Source organism: Bacillus fonticola, from assembly GCF_012955605.1.
In the GTDB taxonomy this organism is placed as follows: domain Bacteria; phylum Bacillota; class Bacilli; order Bacillales; family JC228; genus Bacillus_CG; species Bacillus_CG fonticola.
In genome coordinates this window covers 409,748-435,749 of the sequence record NZ_CP052135.1, presented here as the reverse complement: position 1 = coordinate 435,749, position 26,002 = coordinate 409,748, and the positions used below count along the sequence as shown (strand labels likewise).

The following is a 26,002-nucleotide window of genomic DNA, read 5'->3' as shown; positions in this document are numbered from 1 at the left end:
TGCGAAGGGAGTAGATTTGTTACTTATTCTTTGTCCTGTCACATCATTTGGTAAAACAACGGAATTTTCTCATCAAAAGTTAAATAGAAGGACACACCGTCTAGATGTGTCCTCCTGAAGGTAAAAATCAATTTTGTCTTACTCCGGATCATTCTCCACTTTTCCTGTGTCCTTATAAAATTCCTTGAAGTTTTCAAATTTCACGATCATCACCATCCCAGTAGAGGCATGATGAAGATCATGACAGTGAACTAGCCAATTTCCTGGATTATCAGCAAGGAATGCTACTTCGTACGTTTCTCCTGCTTTCACATTGAGTGTATCCTTTAAAATCGGAGCTCCCTCGATCGGATTACCGTCTTTACTTAATACTTGAAAGAAGTGACCGTGTAAATGCATGGGGTGACTTGAATTGTCTTTACTTACATTAGTCAAAGTCAATTTCACTTTATCTCCCATTTTCACTTCAAGTGGCGGTACATCCGGAAATGCATCTCCATTGATCGTATATTTCAGCTCATCTGACTTCATCTCAACGCCTAAGTCCATGGAATACTCCACATCGAACTGATCGTCTAAAGAGAATGGAGAGGAAGTGGTGCTTTTACCGAGACTGTCAAAAGTTACATCCTCGGTGTTAGTAGCATGGCTTAGCACTTGGTCCCCAGCCTCATCATCCACATCTATTTTCATATCCTTTGCAGCAGGCATGTCCCCGTGACAATCAATCGTAAAGTCTTCGCCAGTAGCAATAAATTCTATATCGTATCTTTCTCCTGGAGCGACTTCCAATAGTTTATTTGCTCCTTGGTCATTCGGCTGATTAATTGGTTGGCCATCAACATGGGTTACCTTATAATTAACTGGAATATGAATTTGGTGTGCAATATAACCTGCATTCAAAAATCGCAATTTTACCCGATCGCCTTTTTTCACTTTTAACGGTTCATTCTCTCCGTACGTCTTGCCATTAATAGTGAAAATATCATAAGAAGACATATCGTCCATTTCCATAATAGAACTTGACCCATTTTTATTCGGGAAACCTTTGTTTTCTTCCTTAGATGCACTTTCATTTTGATTCATGTCCATGCTCTCCATGTCATTATTGTTTCCCTTTTGATCTTCTTCCTGCTTATCAGTGTCCACTTCATCATTTCCGCCCATTTGCATTTCACTTGGATTGGATTGCCATTCATCTAAAACAAGCATGTAATCCCGGTCATAATTCTTATCATCCTCTGATTCAACAATAAAGGTTCCATAGAGCCCCATATCGAGTTGCTCAACACCGTTTTGATGGCTATGGTACCAGTAAGTCCCTGGGGTATCTAAGACAAACTCGTACGTATACTCTTCTCCAGGTAGAACGGCATCTTGTGTGACACCAGGGATTCCGTCCTCTGTATTAGAAAGAGGGATCCCATGCCAGTGGATGCTAACAGGCTCGTTGATGTTATTTTTCAAAGTGATTCTGACGGCTTCCCCTTGCTTAACGCGGATTGGTTGGCCTGGAACGGATCCGTTAAATGTCCATGCATCCACCTTTTCATGTATAGATGTGACTCCTCCCTGGTTTTTAATATATTTCCCATGATTACTTTCCCCCATTAATTGAATGTTTAATGGTTTGTATTATTTAGGAAAATATACTTCTGTATTTAAGGAGGAGCCTGATTCATAGACAATCGTTACCTTGAAAATGATTATTTAAGGATCTTGCACGCTTCTGCAACTTTATTTGCGAAGGAAAGTGGCTCCTCCACAGAAGCATAGTGTGCATAAACTAGATGGGGGCTATCCATTAGCCAATGATTATGAAGGGACGTTACCATGATGCCGCTTTTTTGTAATTCCCAAATAAACGGATACACTTCTTCTTGAAGAAGCGCAGTCTCACCTAAATTTAAAGCGTTACCTTGATGATCCATTGATTCAAATGACCACATCGAATGGACGGAAAGCCCAGAACGACTAGGTTTCCCCAATATGTTGACTTGAATGTTTGTGCGATCTTTTTCTACTTTACACACACCGTGTTTCACTTTCGCTTTTCCGCCAAGTATTTGACCAAATTGCTTGCATAACTCACCAATATCTTTCATTTCATATCCTCCCCCTCCCGTTTGTATCAACATATGCCCATTTAATTTTTGTGTGTCTTATCTTACAAACGGTGAAAACGTTCAACATGATTTGCTTGGAAGGCTACAGAAAATTGAGCATGTGTATATCCCTACTTCAAGGGGGGGGTTACGTAACTTCACACGATTGATCAAAACGTATTATTGTAAGTGCTTAGGTGGCGTGCGCTGATGTTCTTTATACTTCACCTCCGCAAACATGTCTTTTTGATTTGATTGACTATTTATCTGCCTCAACTGATTTAACTGCTGCGTTAATTGAGCGACTTGCGCATTGCTCATGGATAAAGCTTGAAGTAATTGTTGAAACTCTTTTTTCGTCACGGGTTGGGCGTCCTCATTTAAGCTGAAACCAACCTGTCCATTAGGTTCTAACGTTGCCCATTGGATGTCGCTAAGTTTCGTGACATTATTTTGTCTTAATTGCATTTCGAGTTGATCAACAGTCATTCTAAGCTTCTTCAAATTCTTCTCATTCACATTACCGTTTTCAATTAATATTTTTGATTTACCTGTGACAAGTTTTTCTAGGAAATCAGATTTGACTTGCAAATATTCGATAACAATAAGTGTAGTGACGAGTACAGCCCCCACGGCAATTGTCATCCAAACATTCCTTCCAGCAACAGGTTGAATCAATAAAGAACCGATCGCCACCATAATAACTGTCTCAGCCAAAGTCATTTGTGAAATTGTTTTTCTTCCCGCAATTCTCAGAAGAAATGTTCCAGCAATTACGATTAGTATTGCTTTCCAAATAAAGTCCCATTCCATTGTAAGACTGCTCCTTTTTCACTTTATATTTGTTCATTAGATTGCCTCCAACGGTTTGTCTTATTCAGTCTGGATATGGGAGTGTAAACCGCATTAACTGTCAATGGAAAAAGGCCCATCTCGTTAAACTAACAAGATGAACCCTCCTTATTGCTCTCCTTATACACTACAACTTACTAGCACAAAGCTCTCCAACCCGCTCTATCACCACATCGATTTGACTTCCATTCACATCATAATGCGTCGTAAAGCGAACAGTATGAGGGCCAAATCCTACTGCTAAAATCCCCTCGTTCTTTAGCTCTTGTAAAAATTGATTCGCGTCATGACCTGTTCCTTCTACGTTAACAAGAACGATGTTGGTTTCGACGATGTTCTCTATTTTCAAAGAAGGAATTTGTGCGAAGCCATCTGCTAGCTTTTGTGCATGGCGGTGATCCTCTTCCAACCGATCCACCATCTCTGTTAACGCAAGCAAACCTGGAGCAGCAATAATTCCCGCTTGACGAAGTCCACCACCGAGTCGCTTTCTCCACTTTCTTGCGCGCGCAATGAAGCTTTCGGTCCCCGCAATGATGGACCCGACTGGTGCGCCTAGCCCCTTCGACAGACAAATTTGAATGGAATCCGTTTGGGCTGCGTATTCCTTCACTGAAACGCTGCTTGCTACGACTGTGTTAAAGAGTCTAGCTCCGTCTAAATGCACGGGCACGTGGTGTTCGTTTGCGATTGTATAAATCTCTTGCATATTTTCGAGTGAAACGATGGCGCCTCCCGCTCGGTTATGTGTGTTTTCAAGACAGATAAGCCCTGTTTCCGGAAAGTGAATATCTTCCGGACGAATCGCTGCCTTCACCTCCGTAGGGTTCATCGCTCCACGATGTCCTTTAAGCGTTCTCGGTTGAATCCCTGCAAATGCACTCATCGCGGCACCTTCGTAGTAGTAAATATGAGCGTCTTGCTCCATGATCACTTCTTGACCACGCTGGCAGTGTGTGAGTACAGCAATTTGATTTCCCTGTGTACCACTTGTGACGAAGAGTGCAGCTTCTTTGCCTAGCATTTCGGCTGCTTTTTGTTCTAATAAGTTAATTGTCGGATCTTCTACGTAAACGTCATCCCCGACCTCGGCTTCAAACGCCGCTCTTCTCATCGCTTCTGTTGGTTTTGTTACTGTATCACTTCGTAAATCGATCATCCTAACACGCTCCTCACCTATTATCTACTCTCAAAGAAATGCACTTTGTTTCATCATAACAAAAGATTCGCATAGCAGATTACTTTTTGTATTAACGTAGACTCTTTTCTCAATTTATGTAATTTCACTTCTTTACACCTAATCCTTTAACAAAACAAAAGGCTCTATTTCAAACTTGCCTTGATTACCCGGTAAAAAATGTATTTGTAGCAAAAAAACAGAGTGCAGATGTCCGATCTGCACTCTGTTTACTAACAATCTCTTAAAAAACGATAATATACAAGACTCGCAAATCCTAAATATTCAAGATAAGGTGTAAGCAATTTCTCATCGTCCCCATAAAGCAAATACATTCAGTTCCCTCCAGACTAGTTCAGTTATTTTTTGATCTCTAGGTGTTAACACGATTCGAACGCTGCGGTAACCAATCGGTAAGTGTTTCAGGTAGTTGTCCTTTTTTCACTGTGAGGTGGGTGTGCCCTCCTTCAACTAGCAGGAATGTTTTATCTTTACTCGATACCTGGTCCATAATCGGGTAACTTTGCTCTTTCGGGACTAGACGATCATGTTGTGAGGAAACGACTAGGAGGTTCGCATCTATGTGAGACAGGTCCGCTCTTTTCCCGCGGATAAGCATCTCGCCTTTTACAAGCTGATTGTCTTTTCCTAAGTCATAAATAAGCTGCTTCAAAGCTCCGCCAGGAAAAGGAATATGTCCTTTCGTCCATTTATTGAACCGGCGCCATTTTTCCACATACTCCTTGTCGTAGGACTTGTTTAAGAGAGAAAGGTAGCGACTGAAGTAGAATGGAGAAGTCATTAGGCGCATGGCAGCTTCAACAGAACTGCCAGGAATAATTCCATGGGCATCTATCACTTCACCTATATCTACTTGACCGTTCAATAGTTCATCTGCCACCTTATCGAACTGATTTGTGGCGTGAAAATCAATCGGGGTAACAAATAAAATAAGGTTTTTTATCGGTTCCCAAGCGATGGCTGCATACATGGCAGCTAATGTTCCACCAAGACAGTACCCTATTACTGTAATCTCCTTCGCTTCCGAGTGACGTAATGCTCGCTGTATCCCCTTCTGAATATAGTCAACGACATAATCGCTAAGTGTCGTGTCTTTATCTTCATAGCTCGGAATTCCAAAATCTATTAAATACACGTTATATCCATTGTTTACAAAGGCTTCAATTTTACTGGCGCCTGGTTGTAAATCTAAAATAAATGGCTGATTCACTAACGAGTACACAAGAAAAACAGGAACGTCGTATTTTTTCTCTGTTGCTGGATAATACCATAGTGTTGCTTTGTTTTTTCTCCAGATGGCTTGTTTCGGTGTTAATCCTGTTTTAGGCTCATCCTCTGTCAAGTTGCTCATAAATCCTTTCCAGCGCTGTAGCTCCTTGTCAGCATCAAATAACGACATTAGTCCTGCCTCTTCCCGATTTTAGTATCTTGTCCAAAAGATGAGGAAAGTCTGACTTTTCCGGGTTCATTCGGCTCCTGTTGCTCTCGATAAAGCAGAAAGTGCTGGATGTCACGACCTGCCTCGTCCAACTTTTTTGACGGTATCCACTGTTTAAGCTCATCAACAGAAGTCGTTAAGCGCACCAGCTGCTCATCCAATCCATCTACTTTCTCTTCCGTTTGCATAACTAGTTTTGCGGTGTTCGCTACGTCCTTTTTCGTAGGAAAATTCAAGTAAACAGAAAGTGTTTCCGTATAATCTTGAAGCTTTTTCATCATATTCCCGTACAGTTTTCCAGAGATATTCACTTGTCGTATAACATCTTCTCTGTCCAACTGTTTTTGAATCAATTCATTCATTTGCTGCTCCAATTTGAATCCCATTTTCTTTAGTGCCTCATATATATCTACTGGATCGTCTTGAGACATGATTGTCCCCTCCTTATTTAGTGTTTATAGTCAAGCCGTCAGTCCCCCGTCCACCCTAGTTGTATTTGGCGAACCTTTTCACTAGAACAATAGCCTACTAGTGCAAAGGGACGTTACTGTATTATAGACAAGCATAGATGGAGTAGTGATTAAAATGTGTGTACGCCTTGACGGTGTCAGTCCCCCACCACATTAAAGCAGTGGGGGACTGACACCGTTAATACAGGCAGGAATTTTCACTTCCATCCTCGAAATACTTAAGTATCACAATAACAGGGGGTACCAGAAATGATTTCCACAAAAAAGGGCGAAATAGTTGAGGATTTTCACGGAACAGCTGTAGCTGATCCATATAGATGGCTGGAGGATCCGCAGTCTGAAGAAACGATAGCCTGGGGAGCAGAGATGGCCAAGCAATGTGACGCGTACTTTGCCCAAACTTCCACACGTGAAAAGGATAAGAAACGGTTAGCAGAGCTATGGGATTATCCAAAGTTTTTTGTTCCTCAACAAGTGAACGATCGATTGTTCTACCAAAAAAATGACGGCTTACAAAATCAAGCAGTTCTGTACATGAAGGACGGAGAGAACGAGTCTGTTTTAATTGACCCAAACACGTTAAGTGACGATGGTACGGTTGCCATGACTCGTTATTCATTTAGTGGTGACGGGCGTTACGTAGCCTACGCGACCTCCACACACGGAAGTGACTGGCAAGAAATTCGTGTACGCGACGTTGTTACTGGCGAAGACAAAGAGGATCATATCCAGCACGTCAAATTTACTGCCGTTGCTTGGACGCCGGATCACTCTGGTTTCTTTTATAGCCGTTTCCCAGAACCAGGAACTGTGAGTAAGGGCGACGAGAGTAACTACAACAAAGTGTATTTTCATGCGCTCGGTACTTCACAAACTGCAGACCAACTCGTTTATGAACACCCAGAAGATAAAGAGCTCATGTTTTCACCAATCGTAACCGACGACAAACAGTACATCGCGCTACATGTCAATCAAGGAACGGCTGCTGAAAACCGCTTCTACATTAGACCTATCCATTCCACTGAAAGCTTTGTCCGTCTATTGGATGATGCGGACGCAGAGTATTCATATATTACAAATGAAGGTTCACTTTTTTATTTCAAAACAAATTTGCATGCACCTCGTGGCCGGATCATTGCCATTGATATCGACCAACCTGAACGTGTACAGTGGCAAGAAATCGTCCCCGAACAAGAAGATGCGATGCAAGCAGTGAAGTACGTAAACGGTCAATTTATGGTTGCTCTTTTGCATGACGCGCATCATCAAATCCACCTCTTTAGAAAGAGCGGTGAGTTCGATAAGCAAATCGACATCCCTATGCTCGGTTCATTAACAGAGCTAACTGGAAAGACTGATGGTGCGGAAAGCTATTTTGGTATGACATCGTTTTTAAGCCCGACCGTCGTGTACCGCTACGATTTTACCGAGGACTCACTCAATGTCTTTGCCCAATCAGACTTACCTCTGGACACGGATAACTTCGAAACGAAGCAAATTTTCTTCACATCAAAAGATGGCACACAGGTCCCGATGTTCATTACGCACAAAAAGGGGCTTGAATACAACGGAGAAAACCCGACGATTTTGTACGGGTACGGTGGCTTTAACATTAGTGTGACCCCTTCGTTTAATCCGGCTGTATTGCGCTGGCTCGAAAAGGGTGGCATCTATGCCGTCGCCAACATGCGTGGTGGATCCGAATACGGAGAAGAATGGCATAAGGGCGGTATGTTAGAAAACAAGCAAAACGTATTCGACGACTTTATTTCGGCTGGAGAGTGGCTGATCGCGAACAACTGCACGCGCAAAGGTAAGCTCTCTATTATGGGTGGATCGAATGGTGGACTGCTCGTTGCAACCTGCATGGTGCAACGACCCGATTTATTTGGAGCAGTCGTGTGTCGAGTGCCCGTTATCGACATGCTCCGCTACCATAAATTCACGATCGGTCGCTACTGGATTCCAGAGTACGGTAATGCGGAAAACGCGGAGCACTTCCCGTTCTTATATGCGTATTCGCCTCTTCATAACGTAAAGGAAGGACAAAAATATCCGCCCATCTTAATCGCAACAGCTGAAAGTGACGACCGGGTCGTTCCCGCTCACGCGAAAAAGTTTGTGGCCACTTTGTTGGAAAAAGCAGATAAGGACTCAACGGTCATTCTTCGTCTTGAAGCAAAAGCTGGTCACGGACTCGGCAAACCGACTTCAAAGCTCATTGAAGAGTGGGCAGACTCTTATGCGTTTTTGGATAAGGAGTTAGTGTAACTGAATGAGCATGGGAGTGTTAAAAAGTAGCGATGTAACACTCCCATCTGCTTTTGTTGATCAGTGAGAGTATGTGAAGTGCGTACACATTTACGTTTTCCTTTCACTGGAATCCCTTTTAAATATGTCTATTCTATGGACAAACTAAAAAAATAAGAAGTCCTACCCTTGCCGTCATTCCCCTAATAACGTTATGATATTCTTTAATATAGTGAAGATCTGACCTTTTGCCTTCCATCAACAAGCTCTTGGCCATTACCTTTGAAGGAGCCCATCATGAACTTATCATCATTATTGAACTCAATTCACCTAGATTCATCTGAAATCATTCCCAATATTCAAGTGACTGGACTGCATTTCGACTCCAGAAAAATTGATAAAGGAAATCTATTTGTAGCCATTAATGGTACTGAATCAGACGGGCATCACTATATAGATGATGCCGTAAAAGCAGGAGCCTCCGTTATCATTGGAGAGACAGCTTTGTCACATCCACTTTCAGTCCCCTATTTCAAGGTAGAAAACAGCCGTATAGCTTTGGCACAACTAGCAAGTTCTTTTTATGGGAACCCTGCTACGAGAAAAACAATCATTGGCATTACAGGGACAAACGGAAAAACGACAACCTGTTACTTGCTACGTCACATTTTAGAGCAGGCAGGTATTCGTTGTTCCCTCATAGGGACTGTTTCCCATTATGTGAACGGTCAAGAAGTCCCTTCGGAAAATACGACTCCCGATGCGCTAACATTACATAAACTCCTACACGAAAGCCAAGATCCTGTAGTCATCCTTGAAGTGTCTTCCCACGGCTTAGAGCAGCATCGTGTGGAAGGAATTCAGTTTGATTATGCGCTCTTTACCAACTTGAGCCATGATCATCTCAATTATCATCACTCTCTTTATGACTACTTCATCACGAAGACAAAGCTATTTGACCAATTAAAGTCAAGTGGTAAAGCATTTGTAAGTAGATACAATAACGAGTGGTCAAATCGAATGATTGACCATTTACTTACTCAAAAGAAAACGGTTCTCTCCGTTGGTATCGATGAAACAGACGACTTTATATTAGGGGAGTTAGTATCAGATCATCCTTGCGTGTTCACCCTACAGTATCAAGAACAAAACTTTCCTGTGAATCTTCCTCTTTACGGCTTGCATAATGCTTGGAACGCTTCTCTAACGTTTCTAACAGCATATGTCATGGGCATTGCCCCACAGCAAATTAAAAAAAGCTTACAGTCATTTCCCGGTGTACCCGGCAGATTTGAGCTTTACGATCATCCAAAAGGAGCACAATTTATAGTAGATTATGCCCATACGCCTGACGCGGTTTTACACTGCCTAAAAGCGATCCAGAACGCAAAGGCAAAGCGCATTTTTCATATTTTTGGATTCCGAGGAAACGGTGATCCATCAAAGAGACAAGAAATGATCAAGATCTCTTCCCACGCGAGCCACCAATTCATTTTGACTCTTGATGATACAAACGGTGTTCCTCTAGAAGAAATGGAACACCAGCTACACGACCTACAGAAGACCTTCGGAGGCAGCAACGGAACGGTTATTATGGATCGTACCCTTGCCATTCAATACGTGTGGGGAGTAGTCGAAGACGGGGACTGGGTATTTATTTCCGGAAAAGGACCAGAACACTACAAACAAAATTTCCATCTCCCTGCTACCTCGGATAGAGAAACCATTGAATTTTTACAACTGGATAAAAAAAGAACCGAACTTTATAAAGCATAAAGTTCGGTTTTTTTCGTTATGGTTATTACTAAATACGTATGGACTACAAAAAAGCGCTGAACTCTGCTCTATGCAAAGTTCAGCGCTTCTACCTTTATTGATTTTGCGACAACATCAAGTCCACTTGAATATCGAGTTGCTTATCTAACGAAATTGGATCGAAGTTAAAAAAGTCATCCAAGTTTACTTCGTATACTTGATTGTTTTGCACAGCCTCTAGCGATTTCCAAATGTTTGTTTGCTTAATTTCTTCGGCGCGTTGATCGCCACCGTCAGCCTCGTACACCGATAGGAAAATGTGATCGCCCGCAATTTCCGGTAACGTTTCTAATGAGATTTCAGCATACGGTTGATTGTCGATTAAGTTCTCCTTCACAAAATCTGGTGGTGTGAAGTCCAAGACGTTGTATAAGTTGTAACCGCCGCGCCCCCATTTGTTTCCGTATACGTACAGGTTGTTGGCCCAAATTTCGAACACTGTAACGGTTTCACCTTCTGCAACTACTCCTGCCAATTGTTCTTTTGCATTTGCTGCTTTTTCTTCAAACTGAGCAGTCCACTGTGCTGCTTCTTCCTCTTTGCCGAGTATTTCACCTAGCATGGCTAGTTCTTCGATTGCATTATTTTTCCCGTACTCAATATAAACGGTTGGAGCAATTTTAGATAGTTGCTCATAGGATTCAGGATCCGCTGCGATAATCAAATCTGGCTCGAGGGCAATGACTGTTTCAATGGATACAGTACCTGTTCCTATACTATCGATTCCTTCAATTTTGTCTTGAAGGAAAGGAGAATCCAATTCCGATTGCAACGTGCCTACTGGAGTAATGCCTAACGTTAGCAAATGACCTAAGTAGTACTGTGATACGATGCGCTTTGGATTGACAGGGATTTCTGTCTCTCCCATCGCATCCTCTACTACTTTTGTGGTTTCTTCTGTATTTCCTTCGTTATCGGACTCCGTTACCTCTCCGTCACTGTTTGTCCCACCTTGGCACGCCGCTAGCACTACCATGACTACAAACAAAGAGATGAATAGAAGTAATGATCTCTTCATGATGTCGCCTTCTTTCTAGATAAATTATGTACTCGTGATAAAGCAATTGATGACCCCGCGATACTGATAATCATTATCGCCGACAACCTTGCCTATTGTCAAGATAGAATGAACAGTTCAATGAATAGCATGAGCATGACTTGTGACAAATACTCTAGAAACATAGCAAACGTCATATCGTCTATGGAACCTATGACGACACACACCACAGCACTATTTATACAGCTGCTTTTACCTGCAAAAAAACTAAAGGAAATCTGTTTAGTGCATCGAACTATTTAGTAATGGACTTATCGTAAAGGAGGTCAATCTATGACAAAGATCGGGAATTCGATTCAAGATTTGGATACGCCCTCTTTATTACTAGACATCGATAAATTAACGGAAAACGTACAAGAAATGGCTGTTTTCGCCAAGGAACATGGGCTCCAATTACGTCCACATGTAAAAACTCACAAGTCTATCAACATTGCCAAAATGCAGCTAGAGTTAGGTGCTATCGGCATTACAACCGCTAAAGTAGCTGAAGCAGAAGTCATGGCGGCTGCAGGAATCCGCAATATCCTCATCGCCTACCCCATCTCTAGCAAAGTGAAGATCCAGCGTGTCGCCGCACTAGTAAAGAGGCCTGTCGACTTAAAGGTGGCTGTTGATAGCATAGAACAGCTCCGTTATTTGCAAGAATGCTTCGAACACGAACCTTTCACGCTAAAAGTTTGGATGAAGGTGAACTCTGGATTACACCGGTGTGGAGTCGAACCCGGAAAAGAAGTTCTCGAACTAGCAAAAGCGATACAAGGTTTCCCAGCTCTAAAGCTTGACGGTATCTTTACACATGCGGGGCATTCCTACGCAGCACGGTCGTTAGAGGAAGTTGAAAAAATTGGCTTGTATGAGGGGCAAGCCGTTGCAGAGAGTGCCTTTGCATGTGAGCGGATTGGCATCCCGATCCCCGTTCGAAGCGTCGGTTCCACTCCAACTTATCAAACAGCCGGAAAAGTGGAAGGCATCAACGAAATTCGCCCAGGAAATGCGGTCTTTTTTGATGCCATTCAAGCTGGGCTCGGCGTTACAAACCTAGATCGTTGCGCGCTGAGTGTTCTTGCATCTGTCGTAGGGGTATATCATGGAAAAAGAATTGTATTCGATACGGGTAGCAAAGCGCTCTGTTTAGACAAAGGGGCTCATGGAAATGAAACAGTTCAAGGTTTTGGACATATCATCGGTCACCCTGAACTCCTGATTGAAAGACTGTCCGAGGAGCATGGCGTGTCACCTTGGAAAGAAGTTACGTCCTTACGTCTCAATGACAAAGTGCAAATTATTCCCAACCATGCATGCACGGTCGCAAATCAATTTGATCGTTACCTAGTGCACCAACATGGAAAGATCATTGCTGAATGGAAAGTAGATGCGAAAGGCATGATGCACTAACCTACAACGTAAAGGAGAGATATGGAATGCAGACGATTGATATAAAACCCTTTTTACACGTTCGTACCGCTAAAAACCCAGCGTACCATCCAAATGAAGGGAGTCTTAGCTTTCTAACTGATTACACAGGTCTCCCCCAAGTTTGGGAACTTCAGAAGGGAAACGAGTGGCCTTCGCAAACCTCCTTTACTGAGGAGCGAATTATATTTGTTGACTACATCGGCCAAACATCTCAAAAAATTATCGGTATGGATGTTGGAGTAAACGAACGTCAGCAGCTCTTTTTACTAGGTGATGACGGGGGGTTGACTCCATTAACCGACTCATTGGATCATATCCATCATTACGGCGGTAGCTCACCGGATGGAAAGTGGATTGCTTGGTCTAGCAACCGTCGCCACCCTGCTTTCTTTGATCTTTACATTCAAAATGTAGAGACACGCGAAATTCGCCAAGTATTTACTGAGGACGGGATATATGGTGTTGTCAAATGGGCTCCAGACGGGACGAAGCTCTTAATTCAGAAGACGAATTCCAACCTCGACAATGACCTCGGATTACTACATCTTCAATCTGGGGACGTTGTCTGGCTAACAACTCATGACGGCGAAGCACATTTCCATACTCCTTATTTTACTGAGTCTGGGGACGCGCTTTATTTGCTCACGAACAAAGACCGTGAATACAGTGGACTCGCTTTGCTGGATCTCTCCACCCACAACATCACTTACGTAGATGCACGCGATTGGGATATTGAAGAATTAACGATGAACCACGGTAAGAGCCACCTAGCCTACTCGGTGAATGAAGGTGGCATTTCTAAAGGAGTGTTGCACGATCTTGAAACTGGCTCGTTAGATACTTGGGACATGCCGAGCGGAGTTACTACCGAACTTACCTTTTCACCCGATGATATCCGATTGGCCTACGTTTTAAATGGTGCCACTCATCCCTCTGACATATGGGAACTGAACCTAGAAACAAAACAGGCGCACCGGGTGACGTACGTATCACAATCACCTGCAGTAGACGATCACCTTATCGAACCAGAGCTGATCAAATTTACATCCTTTGACGGGTTAGAGGTACCCGCATTTTATTACAAACCAAAACACGTAACGGGCAAACTCCCTGTCGTTGTCTTTGTTCACGGGGGCCCCGAAAGCCAAATACGATCAGTATACAATCCATTTCTGCAGTATTTTCTCAATCGTGGCTATGCCGTTTGCACGCCGAATGTTCGCGGAAGTACCGGATACGGCAAAACCTATACACACCTAGACGATGTACGGAAACGGATGGATTCCGTCAAAGATCTAACTTATTTGGTCGAGTGGCTGAAAACTAGCGGTCAAGCGGATCCAGATCAAATCGCAATTATGGGTCGAAGCTATGGTGGCTTTGTCGTCCTTGCAGCGATTACACACTATCCCGATCTCTGGGCAGCGGCAATCGATATTGTCGGCATATCGAGCTTTAAAACCTTCTTACAAAATACTAGTGTATGGCGACGGAAGCTACGAGAGGCGGAGTACGGCAGCATCGAAAGCGACGGTGATTTTTTTGATAAAATTGATCCACTTCACCGTACAGACCAAATCACTTGTCCATTAATGGTTCTTCACGGCGCCAATGATCCACGTGTGCCTATAGAAGAAACCGAACAAATCGTTCACGAATTACAAGCTAGAAACCATCCAGTTCAATATATCCGCTTTGAAGACGAGGGCCATTTCTTTGTAAAATTACAAAACAACATCACGGCTTACAGCGGAGTAGCAAATTTTCTTGATGAATTTATAGCGAAGCCGTGAACGTTGAGTTGATTATACATAAACCCCCAGCGCACATCTCATAATAAGACCACTGTGCAAGGAAGGGGTTTAGTATCGTGCAAAAGGGAGACCAATCAGAAGGTAATTTACAATGGTGGCAATTATCATTAATTGGGGTCGGTTGTATTATTGGGACTGGTTATTTTCTTGGTTCTAGTATTGCTATTAAAATGACTGGGCCTTCTGTTATCATTGCTTTCACTTTAGCAGCAATCGGAAATTATATTGTGTTTAATTCATTAGCTAAAATGACAGCTGATCACCCCGAGAAAGGCTCTTTTCGAACTTATGCAAAGCAGGCATTTGGAAGATCAGTAGGCTTTGGGAGTGGATGGGTGTACTGGTTATCAGAAATGCTTATCGTCGGTAGCCAACTGACCGCTTTGTCCATTTTCTCGCGATTTTGGTTTCAAAACACACCGTTGTGGGTGTTTGCCTCTATTTACGCGATTCTCGGTATCCTAGTTATGATGATTGGAACAAAAGGTTTTGAGAAGTTAGAGGATTTATTTGCTGTGATTAAAGTGGCGGCCATTCTTATGTTTATTATCATTGCCATTATTGCTCTGTCTGGAGTATTGAATAAACCTGCTGATCCCCAAATTCCAACTAGTATCGGTGAGTTTTTCCCGGAAGGAGCGACTGGACTTTGGTCCGCTCTCATCTTTGCTTTTTACGCTTTCGGTGGAATTGAAATTATGGGACTCATGTCGATGCAGTTAAAAAACAAAGAAGATGCACCGAAATCGGGTAAGATTATGCTTCTTTTGCTCGGTGTTATTTACGTGGCTTCACTAGGATTGGCTTTGGTATTAGTCTCTTGGGATACCTTCAACCAGAAGGAAAGTCCGTTTATCACTGCTTTAGGAGGCTTTGATCTTCCTTTCTTCCCCCATGTGTTTACAGGGGCCATGATTATTGCCGGATTTTCAACTATGGTCGCCTCTTTATTTGCCACGACAAATATTTTAGTCACGTTAGCGGAGGAGGGAGATGCACCGTCTTTTTTTTCTAAAAAGTGGAAGGACAAAATTGCTCTCCCTTCACTAGGTTTGACGACGGTTGGTGTCATCATATCTATTGTCTTATCGTTGTTGATGCCGGAAAAAGTGTATGGGTATATCACGACTGCTGCGGGTCTCATGTTACTGTACAACTGGTTGCTTATCCTTTTATCTTCGGGGCGGTTATTAAAACTGACCGGCTGGGATCAAGGAAAGCGTTGGTTCGGAGTTGTTTTGCTACTCGTCGCTGCTAGTGGAACATTAGTCGATTCATCAAGTAGAGCAGGCTTCTTTGTGAGCTTAGCGTTTATTTTAGTGATTGGATTGGTCATACTGAAAATGCGCTCGGTGTGGAAGCACCAAGAAGAGGGGGCAACACAGAAGGAGTAGGGTCGAATCCCTACTCCTTTTCTAAGGGGTGAAAATTAATTTAGCAGCTTCAATCCCAAAGTAAATTCCAAATCCAATCATAAACAAAGAGGAAATAATAGAAATAAAAGAGAGCGCTCTTGAGTTTAAGTACTTCCGTGCACTACTTGAAATGATAGACATTGTAAAATCCCATGCCAGTATTCCGATACATATCGCTGCACTATAAATCAATAGCTGCTCAAAACCAAAGGATGATGCTGTTTTCGCCAGCACTGAACCGTAAATACCTAGCCAAAATAAAATGGTAAGTGGATTAGATACCGATATGGAGAACCCAGACAGAAAAGTCCTAGTTTTCGATTCTGCTTTCCGGCTTTTTTTAATCTGAACGTCCCCTGCTTTCAGAAAGTTTTCTACCCCAGAATAAACGAGTACAAAGCAACCAAAAGACCAAAGGAAAGTTTTCATAAACGGGGTTTCCAAAAAGTGCACGACCCCTAAATACACGAGAAACATATACAGAACATCAGCAAGAAAGGCGCCAATGCCAAACAACCATGCGTGAAGAAAGCCGAATTTGACTCCCTTGTCCAATTGGGCTGCATTCACCGGCCCCACAGGAGCGGCTAGCGAAATACCTAGTAGAAAATAGCTAAAAAGTGCACTCAAATTCACAACGCCCCCAAACATATTTTCACGAACAGACCTATCACAAAATCCTATGCTTGGGGGCATGCTTGTACCACTAAAAGTTGGACAACTGCATGATTCTGTTCCTTATAACACAAGTTAATCCTACAAAAATTTTTTGATAGGAGAGGTTGCGTAAGATGTCTACTCTAGATCCCTTTCAACAAGCCCAACAATCCTTGAACAAAGCCGAAGAGGCCTTAGCCGAGGCTCAAGCAAGTAGAGGTCCAAAAGACTTTGAAGACTCCGAACAAATGCTACAGCTTGCTCGCCAGCACATTCATGACGCTCAACAAGTACAAGAGCAAAGTGGAGACCAATCCAAGCATATGCAGCATCTGAAGGAGCATTTGCGCCATCTGCTTGAAACGCAGCAGACGTTGAGATAGGTTTTGGAGAGGGTCAGCAGGCTACAACCGCGGATATATTCCTCTGATCGCGGATATCTGCCCCTGACCGCGGATATATGCCCCCGACCGCGGATATATGCCCCCGACCGCGGATATATTCCCCCGACCGCGGATATATTCCTCTGATCGCGGATATCTGCCCTTGACCGCGGATATATGCCCCCGACCGCGGATATATGCCCCCGACCGCGGATATATGCCCCCGACCGCGGATATATTCCTCTGATCGCGGATATCTGCCCTTGACCGCGGATATATGCCCCCGACCGCGGATATATTCCTCTGATCGCGGATATATTCTCCTGACCGCGGATATATTCCCCTGACCGCGGATATCTGGCCTTGACCGCGGATATATTCCCCTGACCGCGGATATATGCCCCTGACCGCGGATATATTCCTCTGATGAACGTTTGTCTTCATACACTTGTCTACTTAAAGACCGCATCGTGCTGTCTAAGAAAATAATATCGGCAATAATAACGCCAAACCAAGAATAGCTAGTAAGCTTCCCCACCCTAGTGGCCGAGCGAAATTAATCGTCCACCCAACGCCAAAGCGCTTTTCAATCCATATCGCTGGGTCATCTGGATTAAAGTAAAATTGACCCAATTTCCAATGACGGTCATCGTCGCGATTAATCACTTTATCTTGTTTTCCCAGTACCGTTTTCACCCGACTACCACCTTGCCCAGTCGTAAAGGAAAGAACGATACAACCAACTAGAATGGCACCAATTCCCACTATGTTCACTACCAAAAGAAAAGTCGGACCTAAATTGATGATATAAGATAGCTGAGAGGCAAAAAACTGCACGATGATCACAGCCCCCATTACGATCGAAAACGCCGACCATCTACGACGAAACACGATATTTCTTTGGACGGACGCCTCTGGATTTGCTGCGTCAATTTGCTGTTTTGACCGAGAAATAATCGTGTTAATAAAAATAAATAAGCCTGTCATAAATACTTGCAGGGATGGGAGCATAAGCAAAGCCCGCGTAGACTTATCTGTCCATCCTGTCACGTTGCCTTCGAAATCAAAATTTGTTGGAATTCTATTTGGTATGCGATCGTAAAAGGCAAATGTCATGATTACGGTACCGACAATGGCGAGTCCATGAATGACGAACCACCAATTAGAATAAGCCACCTTCTTCCTGCGAAACGATGTGTCGATCGCAAGTGTTTCAGATCTCGCTTCCTTCCAATTTCTATCTTGTTTCAATGCTTTCATTAGAAAATGAAATTTCAAATAAAGGAAGAACGAAATCACAAGAAACAACAGCAGGAAAATGCTAAAACTAATACTCGCCCATGGTTCATTTAATGTAGCCATCATCGCAGTACTGGTCGCGATGGCAACCACGCCGAGCCAGCTACATTGAAAGGCATAACTTTTCCTCATACGAACGAGTTCCTCAGACTCATAAATATCTTCAGGAATAGACACACCAAAGCTTTCTGTCCGTCGTGTCAAATACGGAATAAACACCGAAATCAATACCACGGGAACAAATGTAATGAAAAGCATCATTATCGCCATACTAAACCCTCCTATTCTTACTCTTTGAATTCTGCAAACAGCTCACTACAAAACTGCAAAAACTGTTCCGAAGACATCCCTCGGCATACGGCCTCTGTCACTAAGGGGCGCAAATCACTTTGGACCCTTTCCACAAACACGTCATCATTCGGTGGCATTCCATCCGGGTTGACGACGACCCCTTTTTGCCTGTGAATGTGAATAAATCCGTCCTGTTTCAAGGCTTGGTAGGCTTTGTTCACCGTATGCATATTGACGCCCAAATCGGCTGCCATCGCTCGAACGGATGGAAGCGCTTCACCCGGTGCCAATTCTTTCGCGGCAATTCCTTCGATGATGGTATGTTTTAGCTGTGTATAAATCGGCACTTCGGATTGCAAATCAAGCCTAATGATCATTATGCGACTCCTTTCCCTGAAAGGTGATCTAACTGTTATACATATTATATAACAGTTAGATCAAATATGACAAAAAAAGTTCTAATTAAGGTATCCGCCCAACAAAAAGAGCCCCTTCAACGATGAAAGGACTCTTTTTGAAAGGATCTTTTCGTATCCTTTGTTGTTCTTACTGTACAGTAATCTCATGATGCGACGTAATGCTGTGTTGATTTCCGCTCCAGGCGGACGCTTTCCGCGGGGCGGGCGGTGAGCCTCCTCATCGCTGCGCTCTTGTGGGGTCTCACCTGTCCCGCTGATCCCGCAGGAGTCGCCGCCTTCCGCTCCAATCAACGAACAAATGGCGAGTCAAAACTTCCCTTATTAAGTTGTAAGTTCAGTACTGGTGAGTCTTAAAGTGCAATCACCATTTTCTTCGTGCGATGTAAGTTCAAAACTAGCGGAGGAAATACACGTAGACTCCAGCGGAATAGCGGAGACGATGAGACCCCGCAGAGAGCGTACTTTGCGAACGAGGAGGCTCAGCGCGGAGCCCGCGGAAAGCGAAGTGTATTTCCGGAGCGGTTTCATACTTCCATGATTTGCACTATGTCGCATCATACAGCTACTGTGTAATGAGATTTCATTAATAAAGCACTTTTGACATGTCATATTTGTAGTCGATCGGGCTCTGTGGGTGAAAGCTTACCCGCTCCCAATGCCTGCTCTAAATCCGTCCATATATCTTCCCAAGCTTCCAGACCAACTGATAAGCGAATTAATGTATCTGAAATTCCCATCTTTTTGCGTTGCTTTTCTGGCACAACCGCATGCGTCATGGTTGCCGGATGTTGAATCAACGTCTCAGCGTCTCCTAGACTAACTGCGATTTTTAGAAGACGTAACCGATTTAGTAGCTGCTGGGCATCTTCCTTCGTCCCATCAATTTCAAAACTTATTAGTCCGCCAGGTTTCCTCATTTGCTTTTGTGCTAGTTCGTATTGCGGGAACTCCGGATCGCCAGGATAGTAAATTCTTTTGACATTCGGATGCTTTTTCAATTCTGTCGCTACCTTCTCCGCATTATCACAATGGCGATCTAACCGAATCGGCAATGTTTTAAGACCACGCAGCAACAACCATGCGTCAAAGGGACTTAACACTCCACCGATATCCTTCATCGTTGTCATGGCCATCTCCTGCATCGCTTCCTTACTACGACCCACCACAAGACCGGCAATCACATCTCCGTGCCCACCGATATATTTCGTGGCACTGTGCACTACAAAATCACACCCGAGCGTGAGCGGCTGTTGCAAATAGGGAGAACAAAACGTGTTGTCCACAACGACAGGAATGTTTCTCTCCTTAGCGACGCGGACGATCATAGGCAAGTCCACGAGTTTCATCGTTGGATTAATCGGCGTCTCAATATATATGCACGTCGTATTCTCCTGAATAGCTGCCCTCATCGAGTCTTCGTTGTCAAGAGGCATAAGATCATGCGCTATATGATGCTTCTCTTTCATTAATTGAAGCAAACCAAACGTACAACCATACACGCCTTCCGAGCACAAAATATGGTCTCCCGTCTTCGTTAGATGAAAAAGTGTCGCTGAGACAGCCGCCATTCCTGAAGCAAAGGCAAGTGCACCCTCACCTTGTTCCAAAAACGCTATTTTCTCCTCCAACACTTTTACTGTCGGATTTCCTAGCCTTGTGTATACATAGCCGTCAGATTCCCCTGCAAAACGCCTCTCCCCCTCTTCGGCAGTTGGAAAGGTAAACGTCGAGGTTTGAAAAAGAGGTGGAACAAGACTCCCCATCTGTTCATTTGAATTGTACCCACCATGAATGGCTTGTGTTTCAAACCGCCTATGCTGACTCATGAAATGAACCTCCCTCGAAAATAGTAATCTCTAAACATATAATATGATAAGAGTATCATTTATGAAAGCGTTTACATTAACGTGAAAAAGTAATAAAACCGTATGTGCCTACTTTGTTTTGGCATGCAAGTTTCGTGTATGCAAACACGAACGAATGAGCACTCTGATAAAGATGGATTTACTTAGAACGATTTGTCTTTAATATTCGGATTTGATCCTTTGTACTAGAGATTCTATCCTATGGCACTGAGATTTGATCCTTTGAACCTACGCCTTTCCACAAGGAGGATTTATGATGTCATCCACATCTAATCAAAACAAGAAGACTTTTTGCGCTAGCGAATACGACGTACTGAAACAAGTCGTTTTGTGCGAACCGCAATACATGCATATTCGTGAAGAAATTAATGAAACTCAGAAGAAATTTAAGGATGAAGGCATTCACATTGAACTGGCGATGGAACAACATCAACAGTTTGTGAAAACGTTAAAAAAGCACAATGTCGATGTCGTCCTACTTCCATCACTCGAAAGATACCCAGAACAGGTCTTCACTCGCGATATCGGCTTTACACTTGGCCAAACGATCTTTGTTGCAGAAATGGCAGCCAAAGTTAGACACGGCGAAGAAAACATAGTTAGAGAATGGTTGGAAGACGAAAAGATCTCTTATTACCACCTTGGAGGCGACCACATCGAAGGCGGTGATGTCATCATCGACCGCGACACAATCTATATCGGTGTAAGCAACCGCACGAATCAAGGGGCGATTGGGCACATTCAAAGCTTGCTAACAGAGCATGAAGTGGTTGCGGTCCCATTCACAGAAAAATACTTACATCTTGATTGTGTATTCAATGTAATCTCACCAACAGAAGCACTCATCTACCCTGATGCAATGAGTAAAAAGGAAAGAGATATTTTAGGTTCCAGATATGATCTGATCACGGTGACAGAGGAAGAACAGTTTACACTCGGAACGAATGTCCTTTCAATTGGAGACAAGAAGATCTTTAGCTTGCCAGTAAATCAACATGTAAACGAGCAGCTACGCAATAGAGGTTACGAAGTGCTTGAAGTCGATATTACGGAGATCATTAAGTCTGGAGGGTCATTTCGCTGCTGTACGTTACCTGTTTTACGGGGAGAATAAGGATTGTATCATAATGATCAGCAATGGGGCTATGCCGAACATCATTCATGAAATGAGCGGCATAGCTTTTTTTGGATGAAAAAAACAGAATCTCGCTAAACTCCTCATGTTGTTATTTATTGTCCTGATTTTGCAATTCTGCCTACTTGCCCATCCTGCAAACGCACCTTGATCCCATGTGGATGATAAGAGGAATTTGTCAGAAGATCTTTCACCACACCATGAGTAGTTTTGCCTGTCCGTTGATCCTTCTTTAAAACAATATCTACTTCTAAACCTGCTTGCACATTTTTTCGATACCGACCGTCAATTGTCATTGCTATCATGCCTCCTTTACACTAAATTCTTGCACCGTTCATCTACGCTCGTCGCAGTATTTCAAGAACCTCTACTGCTGCAATATGCATATGTCACCGCCTGCTATTATCAATAAGGAGCCGTTACACTGGAAAATGTTCTGAAGCTACTCAAATTTCGTGATCGATCATTGGTGAGGTTTGACATGAGCGAGGACATTCTTTGCAGATTCTTTAGGAGGTTACGTAATGTAGGTTATCCGCAAATGGTGCATTGAACTACATTAAGCACGACGAAGGTGACGAATTTTCGTTTCCTGCTCTAGCGAACGTAACGCTAACGACTCTACTATTTTATCCTGACGCTCCTGCCAAGTGGTTACACATGATTAGACAACGACTACTTTGTACTAGGCACCCGTTCTTTTATCTAGTGTTCTGGTATTTAATCAAACGTTTGTTTAGAAGGGAAATAGGCTTGGAAATAATAGAACTTATGGTATGAGAATAATCAAGTGTGCGACTGAATCTCTACCGTATAACGTTTTAGTTCCACCAAGTGCTCCTCCACAATTTTCCTTACAACGACCATATTCAACGTTTGGTAGTCACGTACAGCGATGTTTCTAAATCCTACCATAGCCTTCATTCTTTCCGTAGTTTCTTTAGAAATGATGTTGTTTTCAAAAAGGATATCAAATGCTTTTCGACTCGTTTGTGGTACACCCAACTTTTTTACTGCAACGAGATGCATGCTTAAATCAATACTGGCTTCACAAGCCCGCAAAATGTTCAGTACAATGGAATCCTGTTTCGTATAGTCATTTAGATGATCAGGGTTGTTATCATATTCCTCATGAATTCTTTTTACACACCGTTCAATAACACTTATCTTGTTCAAAACAACATCGCTAATCATAAACTGACCCACTTTCCCGAATGTGATCAAAGATAACTTGCCGTTCCTCGTTAAGCCGAGCATACATTTTATAGACTAATGCTTCAAAGCGCACTCGTTCTATGTCGTCAGCGCAGTACAAGACTTGACCCTCGGAAATGATTTGCACTTGAAAAACAGTAGATGCTGTCTTGAGTTGGACTAGATCTACATCTTGATCGAGTATCGAAGCTAATTTTTGCGCTAACATAAAAACATCGTACACATCCTCTTCTTTCTCGAGTAAAACAGCAATGTCGATGTCGCTATCCTCTCTTGCATGACCTTTCGCCACGGATCCGAATACATAAATTGCACTGGGAGACATATTTGTCAAAAGGAACTCTTTAATCGACTCCATCTTCTCGTTTTGCATAAAACTCCTCCCATGCACCCTCGTTACTATCCATTATAGACTATACTATCGGAACTGCCCTTCCAAATTTTTCCCACGCTAATCCCGCTGGTAGGATGTCGCAAAAAAAGCCCGAACCATCTGTCGGCTCAGACTTTGATTTGTTCCTTTATTCGGTTACTCCCAATGCTCTTGAATGAACTCATCGCGACCCGATTGTTTGCGATCGTCTTTATAGGCTTCGGATTCCTTTTTGTAGAAATCTTGATGGTATTCTTCTGCAGGATAAAAAGTGGCTGCAGGTAAAATCTCTGTCACAATCGGTTTTCGGAAGCGCCCGCTTGATGCTACCGCCGCTTTTGATGCCTCAGCCAATTGCTGTTGCTTGTTTGTATGGTAAAAGATAGCCGCACGATACTGGTCGCCCCGATCGTGAAACTGTCCCCCTTCATCAGTCGGATCAATTTGTGGCCAATAAAGCTCCAATAGTTTTTCGTATGGAAATAGCTCGGGGTCGAACGTGATTTGTACTACTTCATAATGTCCAGAAGTTCCTGTTTTCACATCTTCGTACGTCGGATTTTCTAGGTGTCCTCCACTATAACCCGACACGACTTTGTGTATGCCGGGCAACTGATCAAAAGGCTGCACCATGCACCAAAAACAGCCGCCAGCAAACGTCGCTACTTCTCTTTGCTCACTCATCTATTTCTCTCCTCGTTCTATCTTTCTATATATTTTATCACGTTACCGCATATAAGCGAACCATATTGTCCAACGATCTTTTTCGTTAATTTGTTCCTGTATTCCGGCGCTATTCAGTTGTTGTTTTACGTAAGCAACTAACTCTTTCAATTCCTCGTCAGTCAGCTTATGCAAAATAGAGCGACCGACTCGTCGGGTTAGATCATCACTCAGCTCATCCACTGTGGGATAGGTCCTCCTCTCCTCCCACAAGACCAGTTTCTCCACTTTGTTAAAACCGGCTTTCTGCAATGCTTCCGTCACCGTACCATGGGAATGTCTGCGACTCATTTCCTCGTCGAGAAGCCGCGGAAACAGATCAAAAAAGTAACCACGAATATGCTCAGGACTCCCGGGTAACAAGATATCCTCAGGTGTGCGGTCTTGAATGATGAACACTCCATTTGTCTTCAAGACTCTTTTAGCTTCCGCAAATACCTGTACTAAATTTTCTACCGCGATGTGATGGATGAGTGCTCTTTCTAAAACAAAATCTACTTCATCTGTTGCGAGCCCCGATTGAAGGGCGTTACCCCGTATAAAATCTATTGACGGAAGTTGGCTAGAGTCGCTTTTTGCCGTCTCAATCATCACTTCGGAAAAGTCCACTCCTGTCATGCGAGCTGCACCTAAATCTATAAGTGCACGTGTATAAATGCCACCTCCACACCCAAGATCTGCTCCTCGTAAACCTGTTAGGTGTACCTTCTCTTGAATAATATTTTTCCAACCTTGACTTGCTTGCCGATTCGTATATGCATACCGGTTTGTACGTGAGTGAAAGTCCATCTCATCTCCTCGCTTCCGTGCAATAAACTCTTTTGGAGTAAAAGGCTAGAATGATAATCAAAAGATCAAGTATCGAATTATTATCAATCAATTACCGGTTTTACTAATCAGATCTTAGCTCTTGTCCATCAAACCCCGTTCGGAAGCAAACTTACAGATTAATCTTCTTTGCCTTCACAAGCACAGATTCTCCCTGAAAGGAAACGACCTTCCCTTCATCAGTTCGAATACGGAACTTCTCATAATGTGCACTAGAAGAGGAAAGAAGCTGCTCAGCAATTGCCTGTTGAACATCCTCTTCCACACCCATTCGTTCGCACCAATTATCAAATTTGAACGTTTTTTCAAAGCGATACCATTCGTGGATTTCAAATCCGACTTCCTCCATCATTCCAATCCACTCTGATTTCTTCCAAGCTCTGAAGTGACTTGGATCTCTTTGCTTTTCTACCTCGTTATAAAACTGATCAAACTCGACCGATTCTGGGACAACGTTATCGATGAATAGGAAAGTACCATCCTGCTTCAACACTCTAGAAGCTTCTTGGACAAAGTTTTTCACATTTGGAAAGTGGTGTGCAGCTATACGGCAAGTGACAATATCAAAAGTGCCTGATTCAAATGGCAAGCTTTCCGAATTCCCCTGAACGAATGTGACATTCGTGCGACCGTTTCCTTCAAGAAATCCTTTGGCAGCCTCCAACATATTAGTCGTAAGATCTAAGGCAACTACCGACTTTGCTTGTGGCGCTAAAGCGTTGGCAACATGCCCTCCGCCTGTCGCAATATCGAGTACAACTTCTTTGCCTGTTAATCCCGCAATCGAAACGAGCTTATATAGATCGGCCCCCTTTGCATGAAGTTCACTTGTCACGTATTTTTCCGCATGTTTACCAAACTGCTTCTGCACTTGTCTATCCTTCATCCGTTACTCCCCCTCGGTTTTATCTTATCTTCATTGTAAAAAATGACATGGTATAAGAAAATGACCGCTTTCCTATAGATAGAGATAAGGTTTCCTTA

The 26,002-nt window shown here is 43.2% G+C and carries 25 protein-coding genes; 7 read left to right on the top strand and 18 right to left on the bottom strand.

From position 1 onward, the window contains the following. Positions 1 to 138: 138 nt before the first annotated feature. From HHK01_RS02115 to HHK01_RS02090, 6 genes are all read right to left on the bottom strand, one after another. Positions 139 to 1,545, bottom strand: coding sequence for a multicopper oxidase family protein (locus tag HHK01_RS02115; RefSeq protein ID WP_265575549.1), 1,407 nt, complete (start codon positions 1,543 to 1,545; stop codon positions 139 to 141). A gap of 161 nt (positions 1,546 to 1,706) precedes the next feature. Next, the gene (locus HHK01_RS02110; protein ID WP_170006216.1) at positions 1,707 to 2,105 is read right to left on the bottom strand and encodes a DUF1259 domain-containing protein; all 399 of its coding nucleotides are present in this window, start codon (positions 2,103 to 2,105) and stop codon (positions 1,707 to 1,709) included. Between the two features lie 180 nt (positions 2,106 to 2,285). Then, positions 2,286 to 2,918: a DUF421 domain-containing protein gene (locus tag HHK01_RS02105; protein ID WP_170006215.1), complete on the bottom strand. Its 633-nt coding sequence runs from the start codon at positions 2,916 to 2,918 to the stop codon at positions 2,286 to 2,288. Between the two features lie 166 nt (positions 2,919 to 3,084). Next, positions 3,085 to 4,116, bottom strand: a complete 1,032-nt coding sequence (gene ltaE / locus HHK01_RS02100; protein ID WP_170006214.1) for a low-specificity L-threonine aldolase — start codon at positions 4,114 to 4,116, stop codon at positions 3,085 to 3,087. A gap of 391 nt (positions 4,117 to 4,507) precedes the next feature. Continuing rightward, complete coding sequence (locus HHK01_RS02095; protein ID WP_194241278.1) at positions 4,508 to 5,554, bottom strand: alpha/beta fold hydrolase; 1,047 nt, start codon at positions 5,552 to 5,554, stop codon at positions 4,508 to 4,510. Further along, positions 5,554 to 6,024 (bottom strand): hypothetical protein, encoded by a 471-nt coding sequence (locus HHK01_RS02090; RefSeq protein WP_170006213.1) that lies wholly within the window; start codon positions 6,022 to 6,024, stop codon positions 5,554 to 5,556. Before HHK01_RS02090 ends, HHK01_RS02095 begins: the two co-directional genes overlap by 1 nt. Before the next feature lie 288 nt (positions 6,025 to 6,312). Between HHK01_RS02090 and HHK01_RS02085 the strand changes: the two genes are divergently transcribed. Then, the gene (locus HHK01_RS02085; protein WP_170006212.1) at positions 6,313 to 8,334 is read left to right on the top strand and encodes a prolyl oligopeptidase family serine peptidase; all 2,022 of its coding nucleotides are present in this window, start codon (positions 6,313 to 6,315) and stop codon (positions 8,332 to 8,334) included. A gap of 276 nt (positions 8,335 to 8,610) precedes the next feature. Continuing rightward, on the top strand, positions 8,611 to 10,089 hold the full coding sequence (locus tag HHK01_RS02080; RefSeq protein ID WP_170006211.1) for a UDP-N-acetylmuramoyl-L-alanyl-D-glutamate--2,6-diaminopimelate ligase: 1,479 nt from the start codon (positions 8,611 to 8,613) through the stop codon (positions 10,087 to 10,089). 94 nt (positions 10,090 to 10,183) lie between these two features. On the opposite strand, the gene HHK01_RS02075 is transcribed toward HHK01_RS02080, so the two are convergent. Then, positions 10,184 to 11,146, bottom strand: coding sequence for an iron-hydroxamate ABC transporter substrate-binding protein (locus HHK01_RS02075; protein WP_170006210.1), 963 nt, complete (start codon positions 11,144 to 11,146; stop codon positions 10,184 to 10,186). Between the two features lie 312 nt (positions 11,147 to 11,458). Here HHK01_RS02075 and HHK01_RS02070 point away from each other — a divergent pair, with 312 nt between their 5' ends. The 3 genes from HHK01_RS02070 (at position 11,459) to HHK01_RS02060 (ending at position 15,809) form a co-directional block, all read left to right on the top strand. After that, on the top strand, positions 11,459 to 12,580 hold the full coding sequence (locus HHK01_RS02070) for an alanine racemase (protein ID WP_170006209.1): 1,122 nt from the start codon (positions 11,459 to 11,461) through the stop codon (positions 12,578 to 12,580). 26 nt (positions 12,581 to 12,606) lie between these two features. Further along, positions 12,607 to 14,394 carry a S9 family peptidase gene (locus HHK01_RS02065; RefSeq protein ID WP_170006208.1) on the top strand — a complete coding sequence of 596 codons (1,788 nt, stop codon included), beginning with the start codon at positions 12,607 to 12,609 and terminating at the stop codon, positions 14,392 to 14,394. A gap of 77 nt (positions 14,395 to 14,471) precedes the next feature. After that, positions 14,472 to 15,809, top strand: coding sequence for an amino acid permease (locus tag HHK01_RS02060; protein ID WP_228027622.1), 1,338 nt, complete (start codon positions 14,472 to 14,474; stop codon positions 15,807 to 15,809). Between the two features lie 21 nt (positions 15,810 to 15,830). Here HHK01_RS02060 and HHK01_RS02055 read toward each other — a convergent pair whose 3' ends face one another. Further along, the gene (locus HHK01_RS02055) at positions 15,831 to 16,460 is read right to left on the bottom strand and encodes a LysE family transporter (RefSeq protein WP_170006207.1); all 630 of its coding nucleotides are present in this window, start codon (positions 16,458 to 16,460) and stop codon (positions 15,831 to 15,833) included. 161 nt (positions 16,461 to 16,621) lie between these two features. Between HHK01_RS02055 and HHK01_RS02050 the strand changes: the two genes are divergently transcribed. Beyond that, a complete protein-coding gene (locus HHK01_RS02050) occupies positions 16,622 to 16,870 on the top strand; it encodes a hypothetical protein (protein ID WP_170006206.1) in 249 nt (82 codons plus the stop codon). A 13-nt stretch (positions 16,871 to 16,883) separates the two neighbouring features. Here the strand turns inward: HHK01_RS02050 and HHK01_RS02045 are convergent, their stop codons facing one another. The 4 genes from HHK01_RS02045 to megL all read right to left on the bottom strand — a co-directional run bounded on the left by HHK01_RS02045 (position 16,884) and on the right by megL (position 20,705). Next, positions 16,884 to 17,408, bottom strand: a complete 525-nt coding sequence (locus tag HHK01_RS02045) for a hypothetical protein (RefSeq protein WP_228027621.1) — start codon at positions 17,406 to 17,408, stop codon at positions 16,884 to 16,886. Then, positions 17,348 to 18,439, bottom strand: a complete 1,092-nt coding sequence (locus HHK01_RS02040; RefSeq protein ID WP_170006204.1) for a DUF1648 domain-containing protein — start codon at positions 18,437 to 18,439, stop codon at positions 17,348 to 17,350. Before HHK01_RS02040 ends, HHK01_RS02045 begins: the two co-directional genes overlap by 61 nt. 17 nt (positions 18,440 to 18,456) lie before the next feature. Continuing rightward, the gene (locus tag HHK01_RS02035; RefSeq protein WP_170006203.1) at positions 18,457 to 18,837 is read right to left on the bottom strand and encodes a GntR family transcriptional regulator; all 381 of its coding nucleotides are present in this window, start codon (positions 18,835 to 18,837) and stop codon (positions 18,457 to 18,459) included. A 647-nt stretch (positions 18,838 to 19,484) separates the two neighbouring features. Further along, on the bottom strand, positions 19,485 to 20,705 hold the full coding sequence (gene megL, locus HHK01_RS02030) for a methionine gamma-lyase (protein ID WP_170006202.1): 1,221 nt from the start codon (positions 20,703 to 20,705) through the stop codon (positions 19,485 to 19,487). Between the two features lie 295 nt (positions 20,706 to 21,000). On the opposite strand from megL, the gene HHK01_RS02025 reads away from it, so the two are divergent. Beyond that, positions 21,001 to 21,858 (top strand): dimethylarginine dimethylaminohydrolase family protein, encoded by an 858-nt coding sequence (locus HHK01_RS02025; protein WP_170008615.1) that lies wholly within the window; start codon positions 21,001 to 21,003, stop codon positions 21,856 to 21,858. A 116-nt stretch (positions 21,859 to 21,974) separates the two neighbouring features. On the opposite strand, the gene HHK01_RS02020 is transcribed toward HHK01_RS02025, so the two are convergent. The 6 genes from HHK01_RS02020 to HHK01_RS01995 all read right to left on the bottom strand — a co-directional run bounded on the left by HHK01_RS02020 (position 21,975) and on the right by HHK01_RS01995 (position 25,904). Further along, positions 21,975 to 22,175, bottom strand: coding sequence for a YwbE family protein (locus tag HHK01_RS02020; RefSeq protein ID WP_170006201.1), 201 nt, complete (start codon positions 22,173 to 22,175; stop codon positions 21,975 to 21,977). Positions 22,176 to 22,665: 490 nt separating this feature from the next. After that, positions 22,666 to 23,073: a type VII toxin-antitoxin system HepT family RNase toxin gene (gene hepT / locus HHK01_RS02015; protein WP_170006200.1), complete on the bottom strand. Its 408-nt coding sequence runs from the start codon at positions 23,071 to 23,073 to the stop codon at positions 22,666 to 22,668. Continuing rightward, positions 23,066 to 23,467 carry a type VII toxin-antitoxin system MntA family adenylyltransferase antitoxin gene (gene mntA / locus HHK01_RS02010; RefSeq protein ID WP_228027620.1) on the bottom strand — a complete coding sequence of 134 codons (402 nt, stop codon included), beginning with the start codon at positions 23,465 to 23,467 and terminating at the stop codon, positions 23,066 to 23,068. Before mntA ends, hepT begins: the two co-directional genes overlap by 8 nt. 156 nt (positions 23,468 to 23,623) lie before the next feature. After that, positions 23,624 to 24,151, bottom strand: coding sequence for a peptide-methionine (S)-S-oxide reductase MsrA (gene msrA / locus HHK01_RS02005; protein WP_170006199.1), 528 nt, complete (start codon positions 24,149 to 24,151; stop codon positions 23,624 to 23,626). A gap of 42 nt (positions 24,152 to 24,193) precedes the next feature. Next, positions 24,194 to 24,979, bottom strand: a complete 786-nt coding sequence (locus tag HHK01_RS02000; RefSeq protein ID WP_170006198.1) for a class I SAM-dependent methyltransferase — start codon at positions 24,977 to 24,979, stop codon at positions 24,194 to 24,196. Positions 24,980 to 25,130: 151 nt separating this feature from the next. After that, entirely contained in the window at positions 25,131 to 25,904 is a 774-nt protein-coding gene (locus HHK01_RS01995; protein ID WP_170006197.1) for a class I SAM-dependent methyltransferase, read from the bottom strand. Positions 25,905 to 26,002: the final 98 nt, after the last annotated feature.